General features: G+C 40.8%; 10 protein-coding genes. 5 read left to right on the forward strand and 5 right to left on the reverse strand.

Going from position 1 to position 17,031, the window contains the following annotated elements; translation table 11 throughout:
- The first annotated feature begins 779 nt into the window (after positions 1–779).
- A complete protein-coding gene (locus tag IQ234_RS02595) occupies positions 780–4,190 on the forward strand; it encodes a hypothetical protein (protein WP_322743427.1) in 3,411 nt (1,136 codons plus the stop codon).
- Positions 4,191–4,577: 387 nt separating this feature from the next.
- Here IQ234_RS02595 and IQ234_RS02600 read toward each other — a convergent pair whose 3' ends face one another.
- Positions 4,578–7,004 (reverse strand): dynamin family protein, encoded by a 2,427-nt coding sequence (locus IQ234_RS02600; RefSeq protein ID WP_193955924.1) that lies wholly within the window; start codon positions 7,002–7,004, stop codon positions 4,578–4,580.
- Positions 7,005–7,325: 321 nt separating this feature from the next.
- Between IQ234_RS02600 and IQ234_RS02605 the strand changes: the two genes are divergently transcribed.
- Positions 7,326–8,966 carry a DUF655 domain-containing protein gene (locus IQ234_RS02605; RefSeq protein ID WP_193955925.1) on the forward strand — a complete coding sequence of 547 codons (1,641 nt, stop codon included), beginning with the start codon at positions 7,326–7,328 and terminating at the stop codon, positions 8,964–8,966.
- A 199-nt stretch (positions 8,967–9,165) separates the two neighbouring features.
- On the opposite strand, the gene IQ234_RS02610 is transcribed toward IQ234_RS02605, so the two are convergent.
- The 3 genes from IQ234_RS02610 to IQ234_RS02620 all read right to left on the reverse strand — a co-directional run bounded on the left by IQ234_RS02610 (position 9,166) and on the right by IQ234_RS02620 (position 10,671).
- Positions 9,166–9,477 carry an MgPME-cyclase complex family protein gene (locus IQ234_RS02610; RefSeq protein ID WP_008201910.1) on the reverse strand — a complete coding sequence of 104 codons (312 nt, stop codon included), beginning with the start codon at positions 9,475–9,477 and terminating at the stop codon, positions 9,166–9,168.
- 67 nt (positions 9,478–9,544) lie between these two features.
- Positions 9,545–10,267, reverse strand: a complete 723-nt coding sequence (locus tag IQ234_RS02615; protein WP_228008346.1) for a pyridoxine 5'-phosphate synthase — start codon at positions 10,265–10,267, stop codon at positions 9,545–9,547.
- A gap of 59 nt (positions 10,268–10,326) precedes the next feature.
- Positions 10,327–10,671 (reverse strand): YbaB/EbfC family nucleoid-associated protein, encoded by a 345-nt coding sequence (locus tag IQ234_RS02620; protein ID WP_193955927.1) that lies wholly within the window; start codon positions 10,669–10,671, stop codon positions 10,327–10,329.
- A gap of 263 nt (positions 10,672–10,934) precedes the next feature.
- Here IQ234_RS02620 and IQ234_RS02625 point away from each other — a divergent pair, with 263 nt between their 5' ends.
- Positions 10,935–12,131: a DUF4377 domain-containing protein gene (locus tag IQ234_RS02625; protein WP_228008347.1), complete on the forward strand. Its 1,197-nt coding sequence runs from the start codon at positions 10,935–10,937 to the stop codon at positions 12,129–12,131.
- 469 nt (positions 12,132–12,600) lie between these two features.
- Here the strand turns inward: IQ234_RS02625 and IQ234_RS02630 are convergent, their stop codons facing one another.
- Positions 12,601–13,422, reverse strand: coding sequence for a hypothetical protein (locus tag IQ234_RS02630; RefSeq protein ID WP_193955928.1), 822 nt, complete (start codon positions 13,420–13,422; stop codon positions 12,601–12,603).
- 422 nt (positions 13,423–13,844) lie between these two features.
- Between IQ234_RS02630 and IQ234_RS02635 the strand changes: the two genes are divergently transcribed.
- Together IQ234_RS02635 and IQ234_RS02640 are read left to right on the forward strand one after the other, a co-directional pair.
- Positions 13,845–16,097 carry a ribonuclease R family protein gene (locus IQ234_RS02635; RefSeq protein WP_193955929.1) on the forward strand — a complete coding sequence of 751 codons (2,253 nt, stop codon included), beginning with the start codon at positions 13,845–13,847 and terminating at the stop codon, positions 16,095–16,097.
- 2 nt (positions 16,098–16,099) lie between these two features.
- The gene (locus IQ234_RS02640; protein ID WP_193955930.1) at positions 16,100–16,882 is read left to right on the forward strand and encodes a DUF3153 domain-containing protein; all 783 of its coding nucleotides are present in this window, start codon (positions 16,100–16,102) and stop codon (positions 16,880–16,882) included.
- Positions 16,883–17,031 lie beyond the last annotated feature (149 nt).

Consider the following 17,031-nt stretch of genomic DNA (forward strand, 5'->3'; position numbering starts at 1 on the left):
GAGCCTTGTTGCTCATCCGGTATAAAGTGTGCAAAATATTTATCTTTCTGATCTCGATGGCAAGGCGAGCGAATGAGTCTCCGAATGACCTCTTTGTTTTTGTTATTTTGTCGGGTTTAGCTATTAGCTCAACCCCCTTCATTTTGTTATTTTATGATGCTCGTGAATCGTTATTGGTTGGGGGGCAGGTTAAGGCTTTTAGTTCAATTGTGCTATATACTGGCGATCGCCAACAATCCAGCGATAACTTGTTCTGCAAATTTGATCCGCTCCCATTGGTTAATTGGCAAGCCATAGAAGCTAAACTGTTGCAATGGTTTTATCCTTCTTTGTATTCTGCCCAAAATCAAGCTCTGACTTCTTATTCGGGGCAAATCGTACTCGAGGGATCGTCGGAACAAATCCTCGATGTTAAGGGCGTATCTATTACAGTTGCGGCAGCATCGGCGAACCGAGAAACCGAATCTCGTCAAGAGACCATTCAAGTCGCTGAAACAGAAAAAACTATTTCTTCTGCTTCAACTGGGTCTCTGAATCTGTCTGATCAACCGTCAGCCAAAGATGAGTCAGATTTATTTGAGTTCCTGACCCAGGGGCAATATCACCGTCGGGCTGAAACGGATCAAGAGTTGGCTGTGACTGTAACTATTGGTTCCTCCTCCCCGAACCTTTCAGAGAGTCTCTCTAAACGCTCCGAGCAGCCCTCCACGGAGTCGGTATTAATAACTCAAGCTTTTTCTGGGGAGAATCTCTCGGGAAAAGCGTCAGATTTAATGCCGGTGGACGGTCAAACACCGGATCAGCCTCTGCCTTTGCCCCATTCTCCAAATTCCGCTTCAACCCGGTCTCTGAATCCATCCGATCGGCCGTCAGTGGAGGATGACTCAGATTTGCGTCTGTTCCTTACCCAGGGGCAATATCACCGTCAGGCCGAAACGGATCAAGAGTCGGCTGTGACTGTAACTATTGGTTTCCCCTCACCGAGCTTTTCAGAGAATATCTCTAAACACTCCGAGCATCCCTCCACGGAGTCGGTATTGATAACTCAAGCTTTTTCTGGGGAGAATCTCTCGGGAAAAGCATCAGATTTAATGCCGGTGGACGGTCAAACACCGGATCAACCTCTGCCCCATTCTCCAAATTCCGCTTCAACCCGGTCTCTGAATCTGTCTGATCAACCGTCAGCTAAGGATGACTCAGATTTATTTGAGTTCCTGACCCAGGGGCAATATCACCGTCAGGCCGAAACGGATCAAGAGTCGGCCGTAACTGTAACTATTAGTTCCTTCTCACCGAAGATCTTTACTCATATTGCCAATCAAGAATTTTTATCAGTAGATACTCGGTTAGCTTCCTTTACCATTTCCGATACTCCGGCAATAAGTAATATATTAAATGACTTAGAATTAAATCAAAATAGCATTAACGCACCTGTCTTTGGTATAGTTACATACAAAGAAATTAGCCAACTAAATTTGGCGCAAACTGGAAACTCAGATTTTTTTACTCCCAAAGATGTACCTCCTGTTCCAGTTCCTCCAGTTCCAGAAATTATTAAACCAGATGAACAAGTTCCTCGTCAATCCCCGTTAACTGAAGAACAATTGAAAATTAAAGATCTTGCCGTCAAGAGTTTTCTGGAAAGTGTTGCGGTACGCTATCCTTTTATTGTTAATACCAATGACTTGCTTACAATAAACCCTTACAAGTATAGGCCGACCATTCTCAACTCCTATTTTAATCTTAATTTTGATTTAGATCAATATTCACTGGGTAATCAAGTAAATTTTGAAGAGTTTAATGATCCTCTAATTACGAGATTTAATTTTTCTTACTATCCAGATAATCGGCAATTTTATTGGCTTTATGATAACAATGTCGTGATTGAAACAAATGGCTTTCATGGCAACATCAATTATCAAGGAAACGTTATTACTCAAAAATCTCGACAGACGGCAATTTCCACGATCCCATTTTTTGGAGTTCAGACAGTCTTTGCCCTACCTCAAGCATTTGAAAGTGCTACGGGTTTTGAAAAAGATAATAACAACTTAAATATTACTAGCGGTGCTGTTGAGGTTATTTCACCTCAAGGTGTACCAGGTGTTACTCAAGTAGTTTTTAATATTGACGGAGAGAGTGAGGTTGTTAGTTTGGATGACACTCGTAAAGCTTCAACTTTTACCGAAGAGGGGGGAGGCTCTTATTTTGGTAACTTAGATGCAGATAATGCTCCTAAATTTTTACAAGGGTTTACTACCGTTAACTTTCAAGGTTTATTAGACAATGGGGTCAGATTGCAACTTGGGCAAAGAATTCCCCCGGAAAATTTAGCCAAAATCGGGGTTACAGTAGGAGATTTTTTCACAACGGCAGGGTTTAACTTCAATCAGTCTTTAAGTTCCTTCCCCGGTTTGAAAACCTTACAATTTAACAAGGGACTTGAAGATCAAGTGTCTCGGATTTATGCTAGGGTTTTAAATCTTGATAGTTCACAATTGCAGAATAATGATATTGTCGCTTTAATGAGCAATCCTTTTTTGACTCAAGAGCAACGGGATTTTCATTACCTGAATTCTCTCATGTGGTATAGTAGCGGTCAACGAGCACCCGAAATTACGACTCGTTCTTTCGATCCAGAAAATCATAATTGGTATCGTTATATTTTCAATTATTCCCAGAATCGAACTCTGCTAAAATATCACCCTAAAAAAGTTGAATTAAGTTATACAAATGTCTTTGCTAATCCTGGCGTTTCCCTCACCGTATCTCCCTTTTTGAGTGATGTAGATGAGAAACAAATGCTGAATGCTACTTTGGGTTTAGCTTTGGGGGGGCTATTTTACTTACTCAACCCGAATGATATTAATGGTGCCCTAACCACAGCCAGACAAAAGTATGAAGAGAATCAAGCTCCCGAATCTTTTTCTACTCAATCCACCTCGGCTGATAGAAGAGCAATGAACCTAAGATTAAATAATAGTCTTCAGAATGCAAACCTTGTTAGTCAATTAAATCAAGTATCTGGTAGTTATACAATCACAGATCATGTTACTCCCAATAGTTCTCTGCTTTTTCAATTGCGTACTGGTACTTATCGAAGGGCGGTTCAATTTTTTAGTCGAGAAATTAGTGAATGGACTCCAGAAAGTCCTCTATTCTTTTCTGTAATATCTCCCAATGATTTTGGTCCCTTAGCCTATAGTGGTGTTAATATCCCCATTCAATTTACAAATATAGAACCTTTGAATCGTACAAATTTTACTTTTATAAAAGTTCAAAATAGCCAGGGAGATGTATTGTTCGAGCAACAATTGGCAGTAAAATCCGAGGCTTTTACTGCTCTTCCGATTGTCGGTCCTGGGAAAGCCGCTGACATAGAATTTGGCAGAATAGAAATTAGTCGATTTCGTCAAAGAGACTTTGAAGATACGTCCTATATCGGTTATTTGTATTTACCTGCTTTGGAGTTTATCCTTTCTGGTACAAGCAAGGGGTTCAGCTATAGTTTGTCCCTGGGAGCTTGGACAAATTTATATCCTCAATCTTCTCCTCAAATTGAGGAAAATATTTCTGATCTCCAGGAAAAAACAATTGGAATATTTTCCAATATTGACTTAAAATGGAATTTTAATAATATTTGGTATAACGAGAACAAACAGTGGCAGACAATTATTAGTAATTCGCTATTTATCAATGTTGGTTGGAATAGTAATTCTAATCAGTTGAATATTTCTCGTGCCAATTTTGGTAATGTTTTTCAGTTCGTGAAACCAAATTGGAATCTAACTTGGTTTAATAACTTTAGCTTCAGTCCTCAAGAATTAAATGCGGCAGTTCCCAAGTCTAGTCTTGGGAATATTTCCTATTTTAGTTCTCTCAATTTTTCCGAGTCTTCAGGATTAAATATCATTTTTCCTATTTCGTTTGGCGATAAAGTTTTTTATTCTGTTGAGGCAACTTATCCCATTATTAAAGATCAAAAACTTGGTAGTACGAGACTAGGATTTTATTATAGTAACTATTCCGTCGCTACTCGGGGTTTTGATAACCAATTTGAAGATCTTAACTATGGCTTGGTAATCAAATACAATAATCCTTCATCTTTGCTTTCCATAGAAGCTTATCTGGGTAATAGTGATTCTGGTTTTAGGGGTCGAATTCAAACTAGCATAAACTTTAAGTTCTAATGAATGGTAATGATCAAAACTGCCTAACTGCACATTCTTCTACCGGATACAAAGGACGACATAATTCAGTTATACTGTTAACATGACCAGCCAGATTACTGCCTAGAATCGGGATTGATTATGCCTCTTCGGTTTGTGTTATGCAATGGACGGGGGTTATAAGGGATGGAACCTTTATCTAGAAAGTCATTTAGCGATTTTTGTCAATTGTTTTTTATCTAGAGCGAACTAATCAATTAAGTCTCTTGCCAGATAAGGATTTAGTCGATTTATGCCCGCTATCGAACCATAACAAGTAACGAAGAGCCAGTATAACTTGCATTTTTCACTCAAAGACAACGCCAATTCACACTGGAATTGGTGCTTCATGCCGATAATTTTCCCATATTAATCGCTGGAGTAATTAACAACTTCTGGGACAATCTCTAATTCTTGTTCACCAATTACAGGTAAATGATTTTTCTGTAAACCCATAGCAGTTAAACAAGTATTAAGAGAATTTATCGCTTGGTTATAATCCTCAATTTTTTGGCGAATTTCTTCCTGTTTGTGGGCATTATTAGCAATTTTTTCCGCCGCTTCCTGTTCTAAGGTTTGTTCTAGATAGGAACGAGCTTGATTGAACTGTTGTAGAATAGTATCGGCTTGTTTTTTTGCCATTGGTATCAATTGATTTTTTAAAGTATTATTAATGGTTTGACGGAAGTTTTTCTGAATTGTTGCTGATACTTTTGGCTCAAAATCTAACTTAAGTAATTGACGGATAGCAGGTTCAGCATCAAGAATACTTTCACAGTCATAACCTTGGGCAGTTTGTTGGACAGTTTGCCGAAATTGAAAGATAGAAAAAGTGCCTTCGTTGTAAAAATTGTGATTTTCTCGTACATAGCGATCGCACTCTGTTCTCGCTTCGGAAATCAAGACATTAATTAACTGATCTTCTAGCTGTTTTAGCTGATTTTCTATGCCACCATCGTTACCCAATAAACGATAGATTTGCCGATAATAATCACCTTGCCTTACTGCATCTAAAAGACGCTGACAGAAGCGATTAACTAAACTGGTTGACTCCTCAATTAACACATCTTCTAGCTGATTAGACAGATAATAAAAAGCTTCTACTAATACTGCTAATAAAGGTGCTGTAGCATTGCGAGGATGCTTTAAAGTCGCTTGCGAGTAAGCATTTTTAACAGAAAAAGTATTTAATAACTCATCCAATCTTGATACCATTCTCGCTTTCAGTTTCTTAAAGTCTTCCTCGAAGTTTTCATCGCTATTAACCACGATAGCATTGACATAACCATCGATGTGTTTAGTTAATTTCTCTCCCACTTCTTTTAACTCTTGATTGAGGTGATTTAACTCTAGAGCTTTCATCGCCTCAATTTCTCGTGGTTGACTTTCTAAATCACGATAAATCCCTTGATAATGATTTTTGAGAGTAATGCAGAGAGATTGTAAATCATCAGCTAAAGTTGCAAACAATTGCGGACGTTTTTCTTCGGTGAGATAACGAGTAATTGCCGTGCGAAATTCTTCGATACCGCTATCAGCAATTAACTGCTCTAGCAAAGGAGTTCCCCACTCGCTTAAAACTCGGAAATAATTTTTATTAGGAGTTTCATAACCGTGTATGGAAACTTTAAAGGGAGTTGCCAGTAATTTACCGGAGTTGGCACAATAGTTATTAAACTCGCTGACAAATTGCGGTGTTTCTTCTTGTCCTCCTAAATTTTTCACACTTTCGGCAAAAATAGAATCTAAACCATAACGCTGATTAATATTGGTTTGATTTTTCACCTGATACCCATAAAACCCTAAAAGTCCGCTGGTTTTGTAAATGCGGGAAGTATCACGAAATTGCGTTTGAATCAGGTTTTCTAAACGCTGTTTTAGTTGGGCTGAATACCAGGTTTCATCAATGCGGTTAAAAACATAAAAAACTCGATCACGAATACCAGCATTAGAGCGAATTTTTTCGAGTAATTCCGTTTCTTCTGTGGCTAATTCTCCCGCAGAAGCAGCCTTTAAAACACAAACCACTGCCGAAGTATCAGGATGCTCTATTTTACGATAGGCTAAGGCGGCATCTTTTTTGACTGGGGCATCAATACCGGGCAAATCTACCAAAACGTTACCATCTTTAAGGAGAGGATGATGACAGTAATATTCTAAACGTTTTAAGACGGCACTATTACTACCACGACGGGCAAAACTAGCGGCTTCTGCTAAATTAGAAAAGTGAAATTGTTCCATGGAATAGGTGGCATTATGCAGCGTATGGATCCGCTCACGATTTTGGGTAAATCCTTCAATTAATAATTTTAAACCCTGAGCTTGTTTAGCTCGCTCGGATTTGCCTTCTCCCCCTTCCTGTTCGATAATTTTTTGACAGTATTGGTTTAACTGACTACAGTATTCCGGGGAATTAATGTTACTGGGATTGGTTAATTGCAGATTTTGACAGACGGTATCGACTAAAGTACGAATTTCTACTTCGCTGAGAAAGGTTAAAACCACTCTTTCCTCATCAGCTTCTGCGTACTCAATATAACATTCTGTACCCGTTGCGTGTCCTTCGGCACTATACAGCAATTCTCGCTCTAAAAGTGCATTGATTAACATTGATTTCCCAGCACTAAAAGCACCGGCGAAAACGATTTCAAATTTGGGAGAAATGGCTTTTTGTAGGGCAATTTCTATCTTGCTGGTATCCTGTTGATTGCGGAGAGAGGATTCGCCTTTGAATAGTTCAATTATACTGTTAACATTACCAGCCAGATTACTGCATTGGGGTAAAAGTTCAGTCATGGTAAAACCCAGATCTAGAAGAACAGTGCTATTATTCCCTAGATTATAACAAAATTCACTAACTAGATCTCAGATCTTTGGTCAGCGATTTAAGCAATCAAGGACAAAGTCATCATCTTCAATCTAGAATCAGGATTGATTATAATCAATTTAGTACATACCGATTTCCGAGAACCTCCTTAGGTAAAAATTCTCTCCTGACTTTAAAGAGGGTGTAGGGTGTGGGGTGTGGGGTGTAGGGAAGGAAACCTCTTTCATCTGTGGGGGTGAAAACTTTTTCATCAGGACTGACTCCTCCTGAATTCTAGGATAATGATAATTATGTGGACAAAAATGGCAATAGATAAATTGAGATTCCAAAAAATTCGGACTATGAAACAGTTAGGATTTTTGTTAGGGACAGTTTTTCTTTTGGGGGGTTGTCATTCTCTGAATGCTATCCAAAATCGTCCCCAACCCTTGCCCCAAGATCAATATATGCAAGTCTATTTTAATTATAATCAGGCCCAGGGTTCAAATTATACCGATCCCTATCGCCAAATTAATCGTCCAGGGGATAATTTAGAACAGGTTATTATTGATAATATTAACTCGGCCAAAAGTTCGATCGATCTAGCAGTGCAGGAGTTACGTTTACCCGCCATCGCTCAAGCTTTAGTTGCCCGTCAGCAGCAGGGAATTAAAGTTAGGGTTATCCTCGAAAATATTTATAATAAACCTATTCATACTTTAGCCAAAAACCAAGAACAATCAAGCGATCGAGAACAGGAACGTTATCAAAACCTTGTTGATTTAGTTGATATAAATCGAGATGGTAAATTAAGTGCAGAAGAAATCGCCCAAAGAGATGCAATTACTATCCTCAAAAAAGCTGGTATTCCCCTAACTGATGATAGGGCTGATCGCTCAAAAGGTAGCGGTTTAATGCACCATAAATTCATGGTTATTGATAATCACACTACTTTAATCAGTTCGGCTAACTATACCTTAAGTGATATTCATGGAGACTTTTCTAATCCCAAAACTGTCGGGAATGCCAATCACCTATTAGTCATTACTAATCCCCCACTAGCTAGAGTTTTTCAAAAGGAATTTAATCTGATGTGGGGAAGGGAAGATCAACCTAGATTTGGCTTAGATAAACCCCACAGAAAACCGCAAACAATTACTATCGGTAATAGTAGTCTGACGGTCAAATTTTCCCCCGATTCTACCGCTTATCCTTGGGCAATTACTAGCAATGGTCTGATCGGTGAAACTTTAAATAAAGCTAAAAAATCCGTGAATTTAGCCCTGTTTGTCTTTACGGAACAGCCTTTAGCTAATATTCTCGCCCAACGACATCAAAAAGGGATAGAAATTAAAGCTTTAATTGATCCTAGTTTTGCCTTCCGATACTATAGCGAAGGATTAGATTTATTAGGAGTTGCTCTCAGTAATAAATGTCGTTATGAACCAGATAATCAGCCTTGGCAAAACCCAATTAATACCGTAGGAGTTCCCGATCTAGCAGCAGGAGATAAATTACACCATAAATTCGGTTTAATCGATGATAAAATTGTGATCACTGGTTCTCATAATTGGTCAGCAGCTGCTAACCACCAAAACGATGAAGCTTTAGTTATTATCAATAATCCCACCGTTGCCGCTCATTTCGATCGAGAATTTCAATATCTTTACCGTACCGCTAAATTAGGACTGCCGGAAACTATTAAAAATCGGATCGAACGGGATAGAAAAAACTGCCCCCAATCTGTAACAATCAAAAGCGATCGCTTAATTAATTTAAACACTGCCACAAAAGAAGAATTAGATACTTTACCCGGTATCAGTGGCAAATTAGCCGAAAAAATTATCGCAGCCCGGCAAGAAAAACCCTTTACTTCCCTAGAAGATTTGGATCGAGTATCGGGAATCGGTAAGAGAAAAATTAACAAGCTCAAAGGCAAAGTTAGCTGGTAATGATTGCCTCGTCTGTATTTTTGGCACAGATAAAAACTAGCAATTTTCCCTTGTTACGGCAAGCTAAGTAGGTAGGTTTTAAAGATCGTCAGCCCCCCGCCTATCGGCACCCCCCTTATCAAGGGGGGCAGGGGGGATCGAACCCAAAATCTATCTTCTATTTAATTAGAACCACTTATTTACCACAGACAAAAAAGGGTTATTTTAACGGATCGGGAATAGTATCGGAAGGAGCCTCAAACTGTCCGGTAATAACGTATTCTAGACGCAATTTTAGCCAAGTAATAAACTGTTGATTGAGAGAAACAATCGCCGCTGCTGGTTGGGGAGTTTTCTTTTTGATATCGGCAAAAGCGGGAGTATCTAAAAAAGCTGGATTGGCAATTAACCAAAAATCAATTTCTTGACCTTTTTCTTGATAATTCCTGATTCTTTCCTTCAAAACTTCCTTTTCGATCGCTTCTTCTTCTAAAAACTTTTGACTGGCTACCAAATAATAATAAGTTGTCATCATCTTTCCTTTAATTTTTCACTGTCATTGTTCCCTAGTCAGGAGATTAGCTGATAGCTGATAGCCTTTACAATTGCCCACGCATAGCCAATTTCATTTCCCTAACAGCCCGTTCTAACCCAACTAAAACCGCACGACTGATAATTGTGTGACCAATGTTCAATTCTTCCATATTGGGCAAACAGGCGACGGCATAAACATTCCAATAGGTCAAACCGTGACCAGCATTCACCCGCAAACCGAGAGAGGAAGCGTATTCACAACCTTCTTTAAGAATTGTTAATTCTGCTTGACAATCGCTCTCCTGTTGTGCCTCGGCGTATTGACCGGTATGGAGTTCGATAAATTTCGCCCCCGTATTAGCGGCCGCTTGAATTTGGGCAAAATCGGCATCAATAAACCAACTAACGGGGATATTAGCCGATTGTAGGCGCTCGACAACCCGACAAAAACGGTCAAAATTGCCCAGCATATCGATCCCCCCTTCCGTGGTCACTTCCTCGCGCTTTTCGGGGACAAGGGTGACATAATCGGGTTTAATATCGAGAGCAATGGCGATCATTTCCTCCGTCGGGGCCATTTCCAGATTCAGATGAGTCCGCACCGTTTGCCGGAGAATACGCACATCGCGATCCTGGATATGACGACGATCCTCGCGCAAGTGGACGGTAATGCCATCAGCACCGCCGATTTCAGCCAAAACTGCCGCCGCCACGGGATCCGGTTCCACGGTACGGCGCGCTTGGCGAATTGTGGCCACATGGTCGATATTGACACCCAAAGTCAGCAAAGTTGAACCTCCTTGTTTGTTAGTCCAACTTTCCATCTTACCATTGCGGTCAAAAGCGGTTACATACTGGAGATATTTAAACCCATGGTCAGTTCTTCCATTTTGCTGCGCATGGTTTCCGTGGAGGCACTATAGGCGGCTTTCATGGCTTCGAGAATAGACTCAGCCACAACCTCCAGATCTTGGGAGAGGAGAGACGGGTCGATTTCAATACCCCGGGGTTCTTGGTTGCCACTGAGATAGACTGTCACCAAGCCATTTTCACTCTGGCCAGGAATGTCCATAGTTTCCAGTTCTTCTTGCAGAACTTTGGCCCCTTGTTGCACCTGTTGCGCTTTTTGGAAAGCGTCTTGTAGTTCTTTAATCTTACCGAGACCGAATCCGAATCCTTGTCCTTGTGCCATGATGTTTTTTTTGTTTAAGGGGTCATTCAAGGTTTTTATTGTACTGCTTAAGGTGAACTGGGGTCAACTTTTGGCCCTGTGAGGGCAAAAAGTGATTAATGACAACGTTGACTTTCTGACTGGGTTAAGGTTTGCGGGAACTTGTTCTCTCTTAATCCGTCACGGGATGGTCAGAAAGAGACATCCGAAAAATTATCCTAACCACTGAGTCGATTACCCCACGCCATAATAGAATTGTTGCTTTGACGAGGAGAATAGCAATTTTGAACGCCAAAAAAACGGGAATTTTCTTGACAATTGCCCTGAGTTGTGCTTTAGCGGGGAAAGCAGCGATCGCTAATACTTCCCCTTTGGAGGGGACTCGATGGAAACTAAGGGGATGGACAGCCGGAAGTTTGGTGAAAGAAACGGAAATTACTGCCGCTTTCCAGAAAAATATTCTCAGTGGTTCGGCCGGATGCAACCAGTATAATACTGGCTATCAAGTCAATGATGACACGCTTCAGATCAACCAAGCGATCGCTACTACGAAAAAAGCTTGTCCGGAACCGCAGATGAAACAGGAAAATCAATATCTTGCTGCCTTGCAAGGAGTGGAACAATTCCAAGTGACAGCTAAAGGCGATTTACAATTATTTTATCGTACTCCCGAAGGTTTAGGAATACTCACCTTTACCCCCGCACCAACCACCACGCGCACGGAAAAGACAATTTATATCCATTCTCGGAAACAACCCTGTGATCAAGGCGCAACTAAAGACTGTTTACAGATGCGAGAGAAACCAGAGGAAAACTGGAGATTGTTCCCTAATACTATCGAGGGATTTGATTATAAACCGGGATTTTTCTATCAAATTAAAGTTAGCGTTGAAACCGTATCCAATCCAGCTACTAATCAAAATTCAGAAACATGGAAGCTATTAGAAGTTATTAGCCAAACCCCAGAAAAAGAAACTCCGCGAGCTTGGTTTGATCGACCGTTAACTAATTGGAATAAAGCCAAGGCCTCTATCCCCAAATCCCCCGTTAAAACCGTGATAGATAACCAGTGTCGTGAACAGGTTCGTCCGGCAATTACTGCCAATGATCAAGCGCTTAATAAAGCAGGATGGTTACTGTACGGGGCCGTGCAAACCTATGGTAAAACTAGCGTTATTTCGGCCATGAGTGGAGTGGATGGAATGTGCCGACCGATGGGTTATCAAGACTTTGTTTTTGTCGATGGTAAATTCGCTGGCACTCTTTCCCCGCGACCGATGGATTCCCGCACTGATGGTGCATCTCAGAGAATTGTTTTACAAAATAGCGATCGAATTATTGTGGTTTTTAATCGCTATAAAGATACGGATCCTCTCTGTTGTCCTTCCCAATTAAGTCGCGTTATTTATCAAATTGAAACAGTCAGCGGAGTGCCAGTTGTTGTTCCCAAAGAAGCAGAAACAGAAGCAGTAAGAAACTAATTCAGTTATCAGTTATCAGTTATCAGTTATCAGTTATCAGTTATCAGTTATCAGTTATCAGTGAGATAGGGATAAAAAGACTGGCAGCTAATAGCTTCCTTTTTATTATAGCGGTAAGCGCTTGAGTGAGATACAAACCAAGCTTTGCCTAGCATGGTTTATAGCTCGTGACACTGTACCTCATACGACTGCACACCGCTATATACTAAATCTGGTGATTAAAAACTGATTATTTATTTCCCCTTTTGCCTTTTGCCTTTTGCCTGTCTTGATATGTAGCCTATACTCAACGGATTTAGTATTATATCTCCCGCAAAAGTGAGTTTTTAATTGCATTTTCCAGAAAAAGATCGCTTTTCTAGCAGTAGAAAATAATCTATTTCTTTCTGCTTCTCCTGACTCGGAGAATACTGGCTCGGAGACTCCTCACTTAACGGAAGATTTTTAATTTATGCAGCAGGTTTAGTGATTAGGCACTGATACCAGATAAGTAGTTATAGAATTCTAATAACTCCTCATTAGTTAGCAGTAAACGGGACTTTTTGCCATAGGTAGAAATCAGGTATTCCCGACCTTTTTCTGTAGTCCAAGCTAATCGTTTCATCTCCACATCAATTTTAGTTTTAAGCACTGAATAGTCGATTTCTTCGGGAATAATAACAACTGGTTCCAGTGCCGGGGGTTCTTCTTCAGTTAAACTCGCTTCTTCTGGCAATTCTGATAATAAGGAGTAATTATCGGGTTCCATTTCTAATAATAAAGGCTCTGGTTCCGGTAAAGGAATATCCTGAACTTGGGGTAATTCCGGTTCAATTTTAGCCGGGGGAATATCCTTAACTTCAGGTAATTCCGGTTCAATTTTAGCTGGGGGAATATCCTGAACCTGGGGTAATTCCGGTTCAATTTTAGCTAGGGGAATATCCTGAACTTGGGGTAATTCCAGTTCAATTTTAGCTTCAGGACGAGGTATTTCAGTGACTTTAGCCGTTTTAGTCGATTTTTTGGCACTAGGGACGGTTTTAGGTAAATCTTCTGGCAGAGAAATATTATTGGGGCTGATTTTTTCCACAAGCTGGAGATCGGGGGTGTTTTCAGCCTCTAAAAGCAGTAAAGCTCGTTCTCTGGCTCTATCTTCGGCGATTTCCACCGTATCTGCCGCTGCTAAACCTGTAACGACCGTTTTTCCCTCAATTTCGATGATCGCTCTCACAATATACTTACCGTGATCGATTTGAACTAACTCGCTAATCAGGGCAACTTGGGGGTAACGTTGGCGTAACTTTTGCAACATGGTGACTTTTTCGAGTTCTTTTGTACTTATACTAGAATACTCTATCGTAATTATGGAAAAATGTAGCAAGTTCTTGCTAAGATCAAAGATTAGATAAAATTTTCAGTCCTAGGATTAGCCTTGCCCATAGTAACAAGATTCTACTAGGCTGAAGCTTCTGCCAGAAAGACAAGCGATCGCCAAAAAGTATGCCAGTGTTCGCTATTGGCTTATCCTAAGGAAGGATTCGATAATTCTCAAGGTAGGTTCGGGTGTTCGATGCTTGCTTAGTTTACCTTCACTGTTACCTACAGCGATCGCAATTAGCCCGATAGAGACAATCTCTCGAGTCAATGGTTTAAATCAATCCTCTCATTATATAAGTATTTAAACTTAATTGTCCACCATTCCGTCAGTGTCTTGTAAGTAAGGATTATTGTTAGATGGACTTCTCGATCGCCACACTTCTCTCTCATCTTAGTGATGATAAATTAGCTACGGGTAAACTTCTCGAAAAAAAATTAGGCTGCGAAGACGATCCCGAAAGCTGCGAAAAATTGCAAGTGATTCTCGATGCTTTGGAACGTCTGGGAATGGTTGTCAAAGAACGCGGGCGCTATCGTCGTGTGATCGAGGAAAATATCGTAGAAGCAAAACTGCGCTGTTCCAGTAAAGAATTTTGCTTTGCTATCCAAGATATCGAAGATGCTGATGACATCTACGTCTCGAAAAATCATCTCAGTAACGCTTGGAATGGCGATCGAGTTTTAGTCAAAATCATCCGCGAGGGAACCCGTCGTCGTTCCCCAGAAGGAGAGGTGAGATTAATTCTCGAACGAGCTAATCCTTCGCTTCTAGCGCAAGTAAAACAGGAAAATGAGCAGTTTGTGGCGGTTCCCCTCGATGATCGCCTTAAATTTACGCTTAATCTCCTCGAAAATGGTCAAAATCTCCAAGAAAATATCGATCACCTCGTTCATGTTTCCGTCCTCCGTTATCCCCTAGGGGAAATGCCTCCCATCGGTAAAGTTACTCGCATTCTCGGTTCTACTGCCGAGGCCGCTGCCGACACGGATATCGTCTCCTGTAAACACGATCTCCCCCATAATTTTCCGCCAGAAGCCCTCGAAATTGCCGATAATTTAGCAGATTTCTTCGATAGTGGCGAAAAAGAACAACTGCGAAATTTAACCCAACTCTTCACCTTTACCATCGAAGATGACACCCCCCTGGATTATCCCCCAATCATTGAAAATGCCTTTTCTTTAGAGAAAATCAACCAAAATCGCTGGCAAGTCGCCATTCATATCAGCGATGTCACCCGTTACATCGAACGGGGCGGATTATTGGATAAAGTTGCCAAAAAACGGGGAACTGCCGTCTATTTAGGCGAAAAAGTGCTGCCATTAGTCCCGGCTGCCCTTGCCAGTCGTTGTTCCCTGTCACCCCAAGAACAGCGCCCCGCTATTTCTATCCTCGTCACCCTCGATGATAAGGGGGAGCTAGTGGAGTACGAAATCACCCGCAGCCTCATCCAAGTGGATCAACATTTTACCTATCAACAGGTGCGCGATCTGCTCAGTGAAGAAGATAGCGCAGCTGCCCCCACCGATACCGTTGAAACCTTGAAAGATTTATTTTTCAGCGTTTGCCCCACCCTCAAATCCCAACGTCTCCAGCGGGGTAGTTTTGATATTCAATTAGACAAAATCTCTCCCTACAAAGACGAAGGACGGGGGGGGACTGTTCTCGCTTCTAATAATTTACCGGCCCGTTCTTTACTGACAGAAGTGGCAATTTTAGCCGGCAAAGTTGTCGCTGAACATTTGCAAGCTTTAAACTTGCCCTGTATCTACTGTGGACAATCGGAACCAGATTGGGATGAATTGGAGGATTTACTCAAATTGGCCAATAATTTAGGGGCAGAATTAAATTTAACTGCCGAGGAGGAGATTAAACCCAATGACTATCAAAATCTCACCCGCACTTTTTCCGCTTCTTCATCGGTGAAAGTCCTCAATTATCTGCTGCAAGAAACTCTCAAATTAGTTAGATATAGCAGCCATCCTCTACCCCATTTTGGTTTGGCCTATCCTAGCAATTATACCCACTGTCTCTCCCCCCTACAAAGATATGCTGATCTTTGGGTACAACGGGTGTTAAAACTCCTATTAACCGAGGGGAAAGATCGCCGCAGCAAAATCGTCAAAGTTGGGTTTAATTTGGGCAGTAATAGCTGTCATGGACAGATTAATTGGAATATTCTCCCAAGTCAAATTCAGGAGGAGTTAGAAGAAGAAAGCCATCTAATTGTTTCCCATCTCAATGATCGCTCAAAAATTGCTGAAGATGCGGAAAAAGACCTAGAAGGATTGAAAAAAGCCGAGAAAATGAAAGAAAGAATGGGTCAAGTTTTTCGCGGCTTAATTACCGGTGTACAATCCTATGGTTTCTTCGTGGAAATTTCCGATTTATTAGTGGAAGGATTGGTCCATGTTTCTTCTCTCAAGGATGATTGGTACGAATATCGCGCTCGTCATAGCTGTTTGGTAGGACGGAAAAATCGCGTTGCCTATCGTCTCGGTGATGAGGTAGAAGTGGAGGTAAAAGATGTAGACTATTATCGTCAGCAAATCGATCTAGTTACGGTTAGCGGTGGCAGTTCAGCAAGTTATGACGACTTAGAAGAAGATTAATTATGAATCAACCAACCACCGAAAAAATCGGGAAAAACCGCTTTATTCTGCCCTTTTTATGCGGTATTTTTCTCTTTTTAACTGGCTGTGTCCGTTACGATGTGGGCATTAATTTTCCCCACCAACACCACGGGGAAATTATTCAACATATCACCCTCGGACAACGTTTAACCAGTCTCAGTCAAACCGAAGCCACTAAATGGTTAAATAGTATCGAACAGAGGGCAAAATTACTTAAGGGGAAAACCGCTCATATTTCCGAACGAGAAATAATTGTCAATATTCCCTTTAGTAATAGTCAGGAATTAGAGGAAAAATTCAATCAGTTTTTTGATCCTAGTTCTTCCTTTAAAATCACAAATTCTCCTAATACCGATGATAGCAAATTACTGCAACTAGATTCAAAACTGGCAGTGACAGAACAAGATTGGTTCTTTTTGACCCAGAAAAACTTAAAATTAACCGTTGATTTGCGGGCTTTAGGTGTACTTTCTGAACAGGGAAATATTATCATTAGCCCCGGTTCCTTAGTCGATATCGACTTCGCTTTAAAGACTCCCTTTGCAGGTCAAAATATTGAAGATGACTCACGATTAAATCCCTCAGTAGAACAAGTTGAAAATCAGTTAATTTGGCATTTAAAACCGGGAGAAATTAATACCATCGCGGCAGATTTTTGGGTTCCTAACTATTTAGGTATCGGCACAATAATTATTGTTTTAATAACAGTTTTTGCCTATTACTTGAAATATAAACGCTTGCCCGGTGCATCCCCATCGACTTAAATTGAGAGGGCAACTAAGTAGTTAGTGTTAAAAACTGTCAGACACCCCCCTTATCAAGGGGGGATTAAGGGGGTATCAACACCCCCCTTATCAAGGGGGGATTAAGGGGGTATCAACACCCCCCTTATCAAGGGGGGATTAAGGGGGTA

Source organism: Microcystis aeruginosa LEGE 91341, from assembly GCF_015206885.1.
GTDB classification, from domain to species: Bacteria; Cyanobacteriota; Cyanobacteriia; order Cyanobacteriales; family Microcystaceae; genus Microcystis; species Microcystis aeruginosa_H.

What these genes read in the sequence shown, in the direction of transcription:
- IQ234_RS02600 (WP_193955924.1), bottom strand. Translation starts at nt 7,004, where the DNA reads ATGACTGAACTTTTACCCCAATGCAGTAATCTGGCTGGTAATGTTAAC.
- IQ234_RS02605 (WP_193955925.1), top strand. Translation starts at nt 7,326, where the DNA reads ATGTGGACAAAAATGGCAATAGATAAATTGAGATTCCAAAAAATTCGG.
- IQ234_RS02610 (WP_008201910.1), bottom strand. Translation starts at nt 9,477, where the DNA reads ATGACAACTTATTATTATTTGGTAGCCAGTCAAAAGTTTTTAGAAGAA.
- IQ234_RS02620 (WP_193955927.1), bottom strand. Translation starts at nt 10,671, where the DNA reads ATGGCACAAGGACAAGGATTCGGATTCGGTCTCGGTAAGATTAAAGAA.
- IQ234_RS02630 (WP_193955928.1), bottom strand. Translation starts at nt 13,422, where the DNA reads ATGTTGCAAAAGTTACGCCAACGTTACCCCCAAGTTGCCCTGATTAGC.
- IQ234_RS02635 (WP_193955929.1), top strand. Translation starts at nt 13,845, where the DNA reads ATGGACTTCTCGATCGCCACACTTCTCTCTCATCTTAGTGATGATAAA.
- IQ234_RS02640 (WP_193955930.1), top strand. Translation starts at nt 16,100, where the DNA reads ATGAATCAACCAACCACCGAAAAAATCGGGAAAAACCGCTTTATTCTG.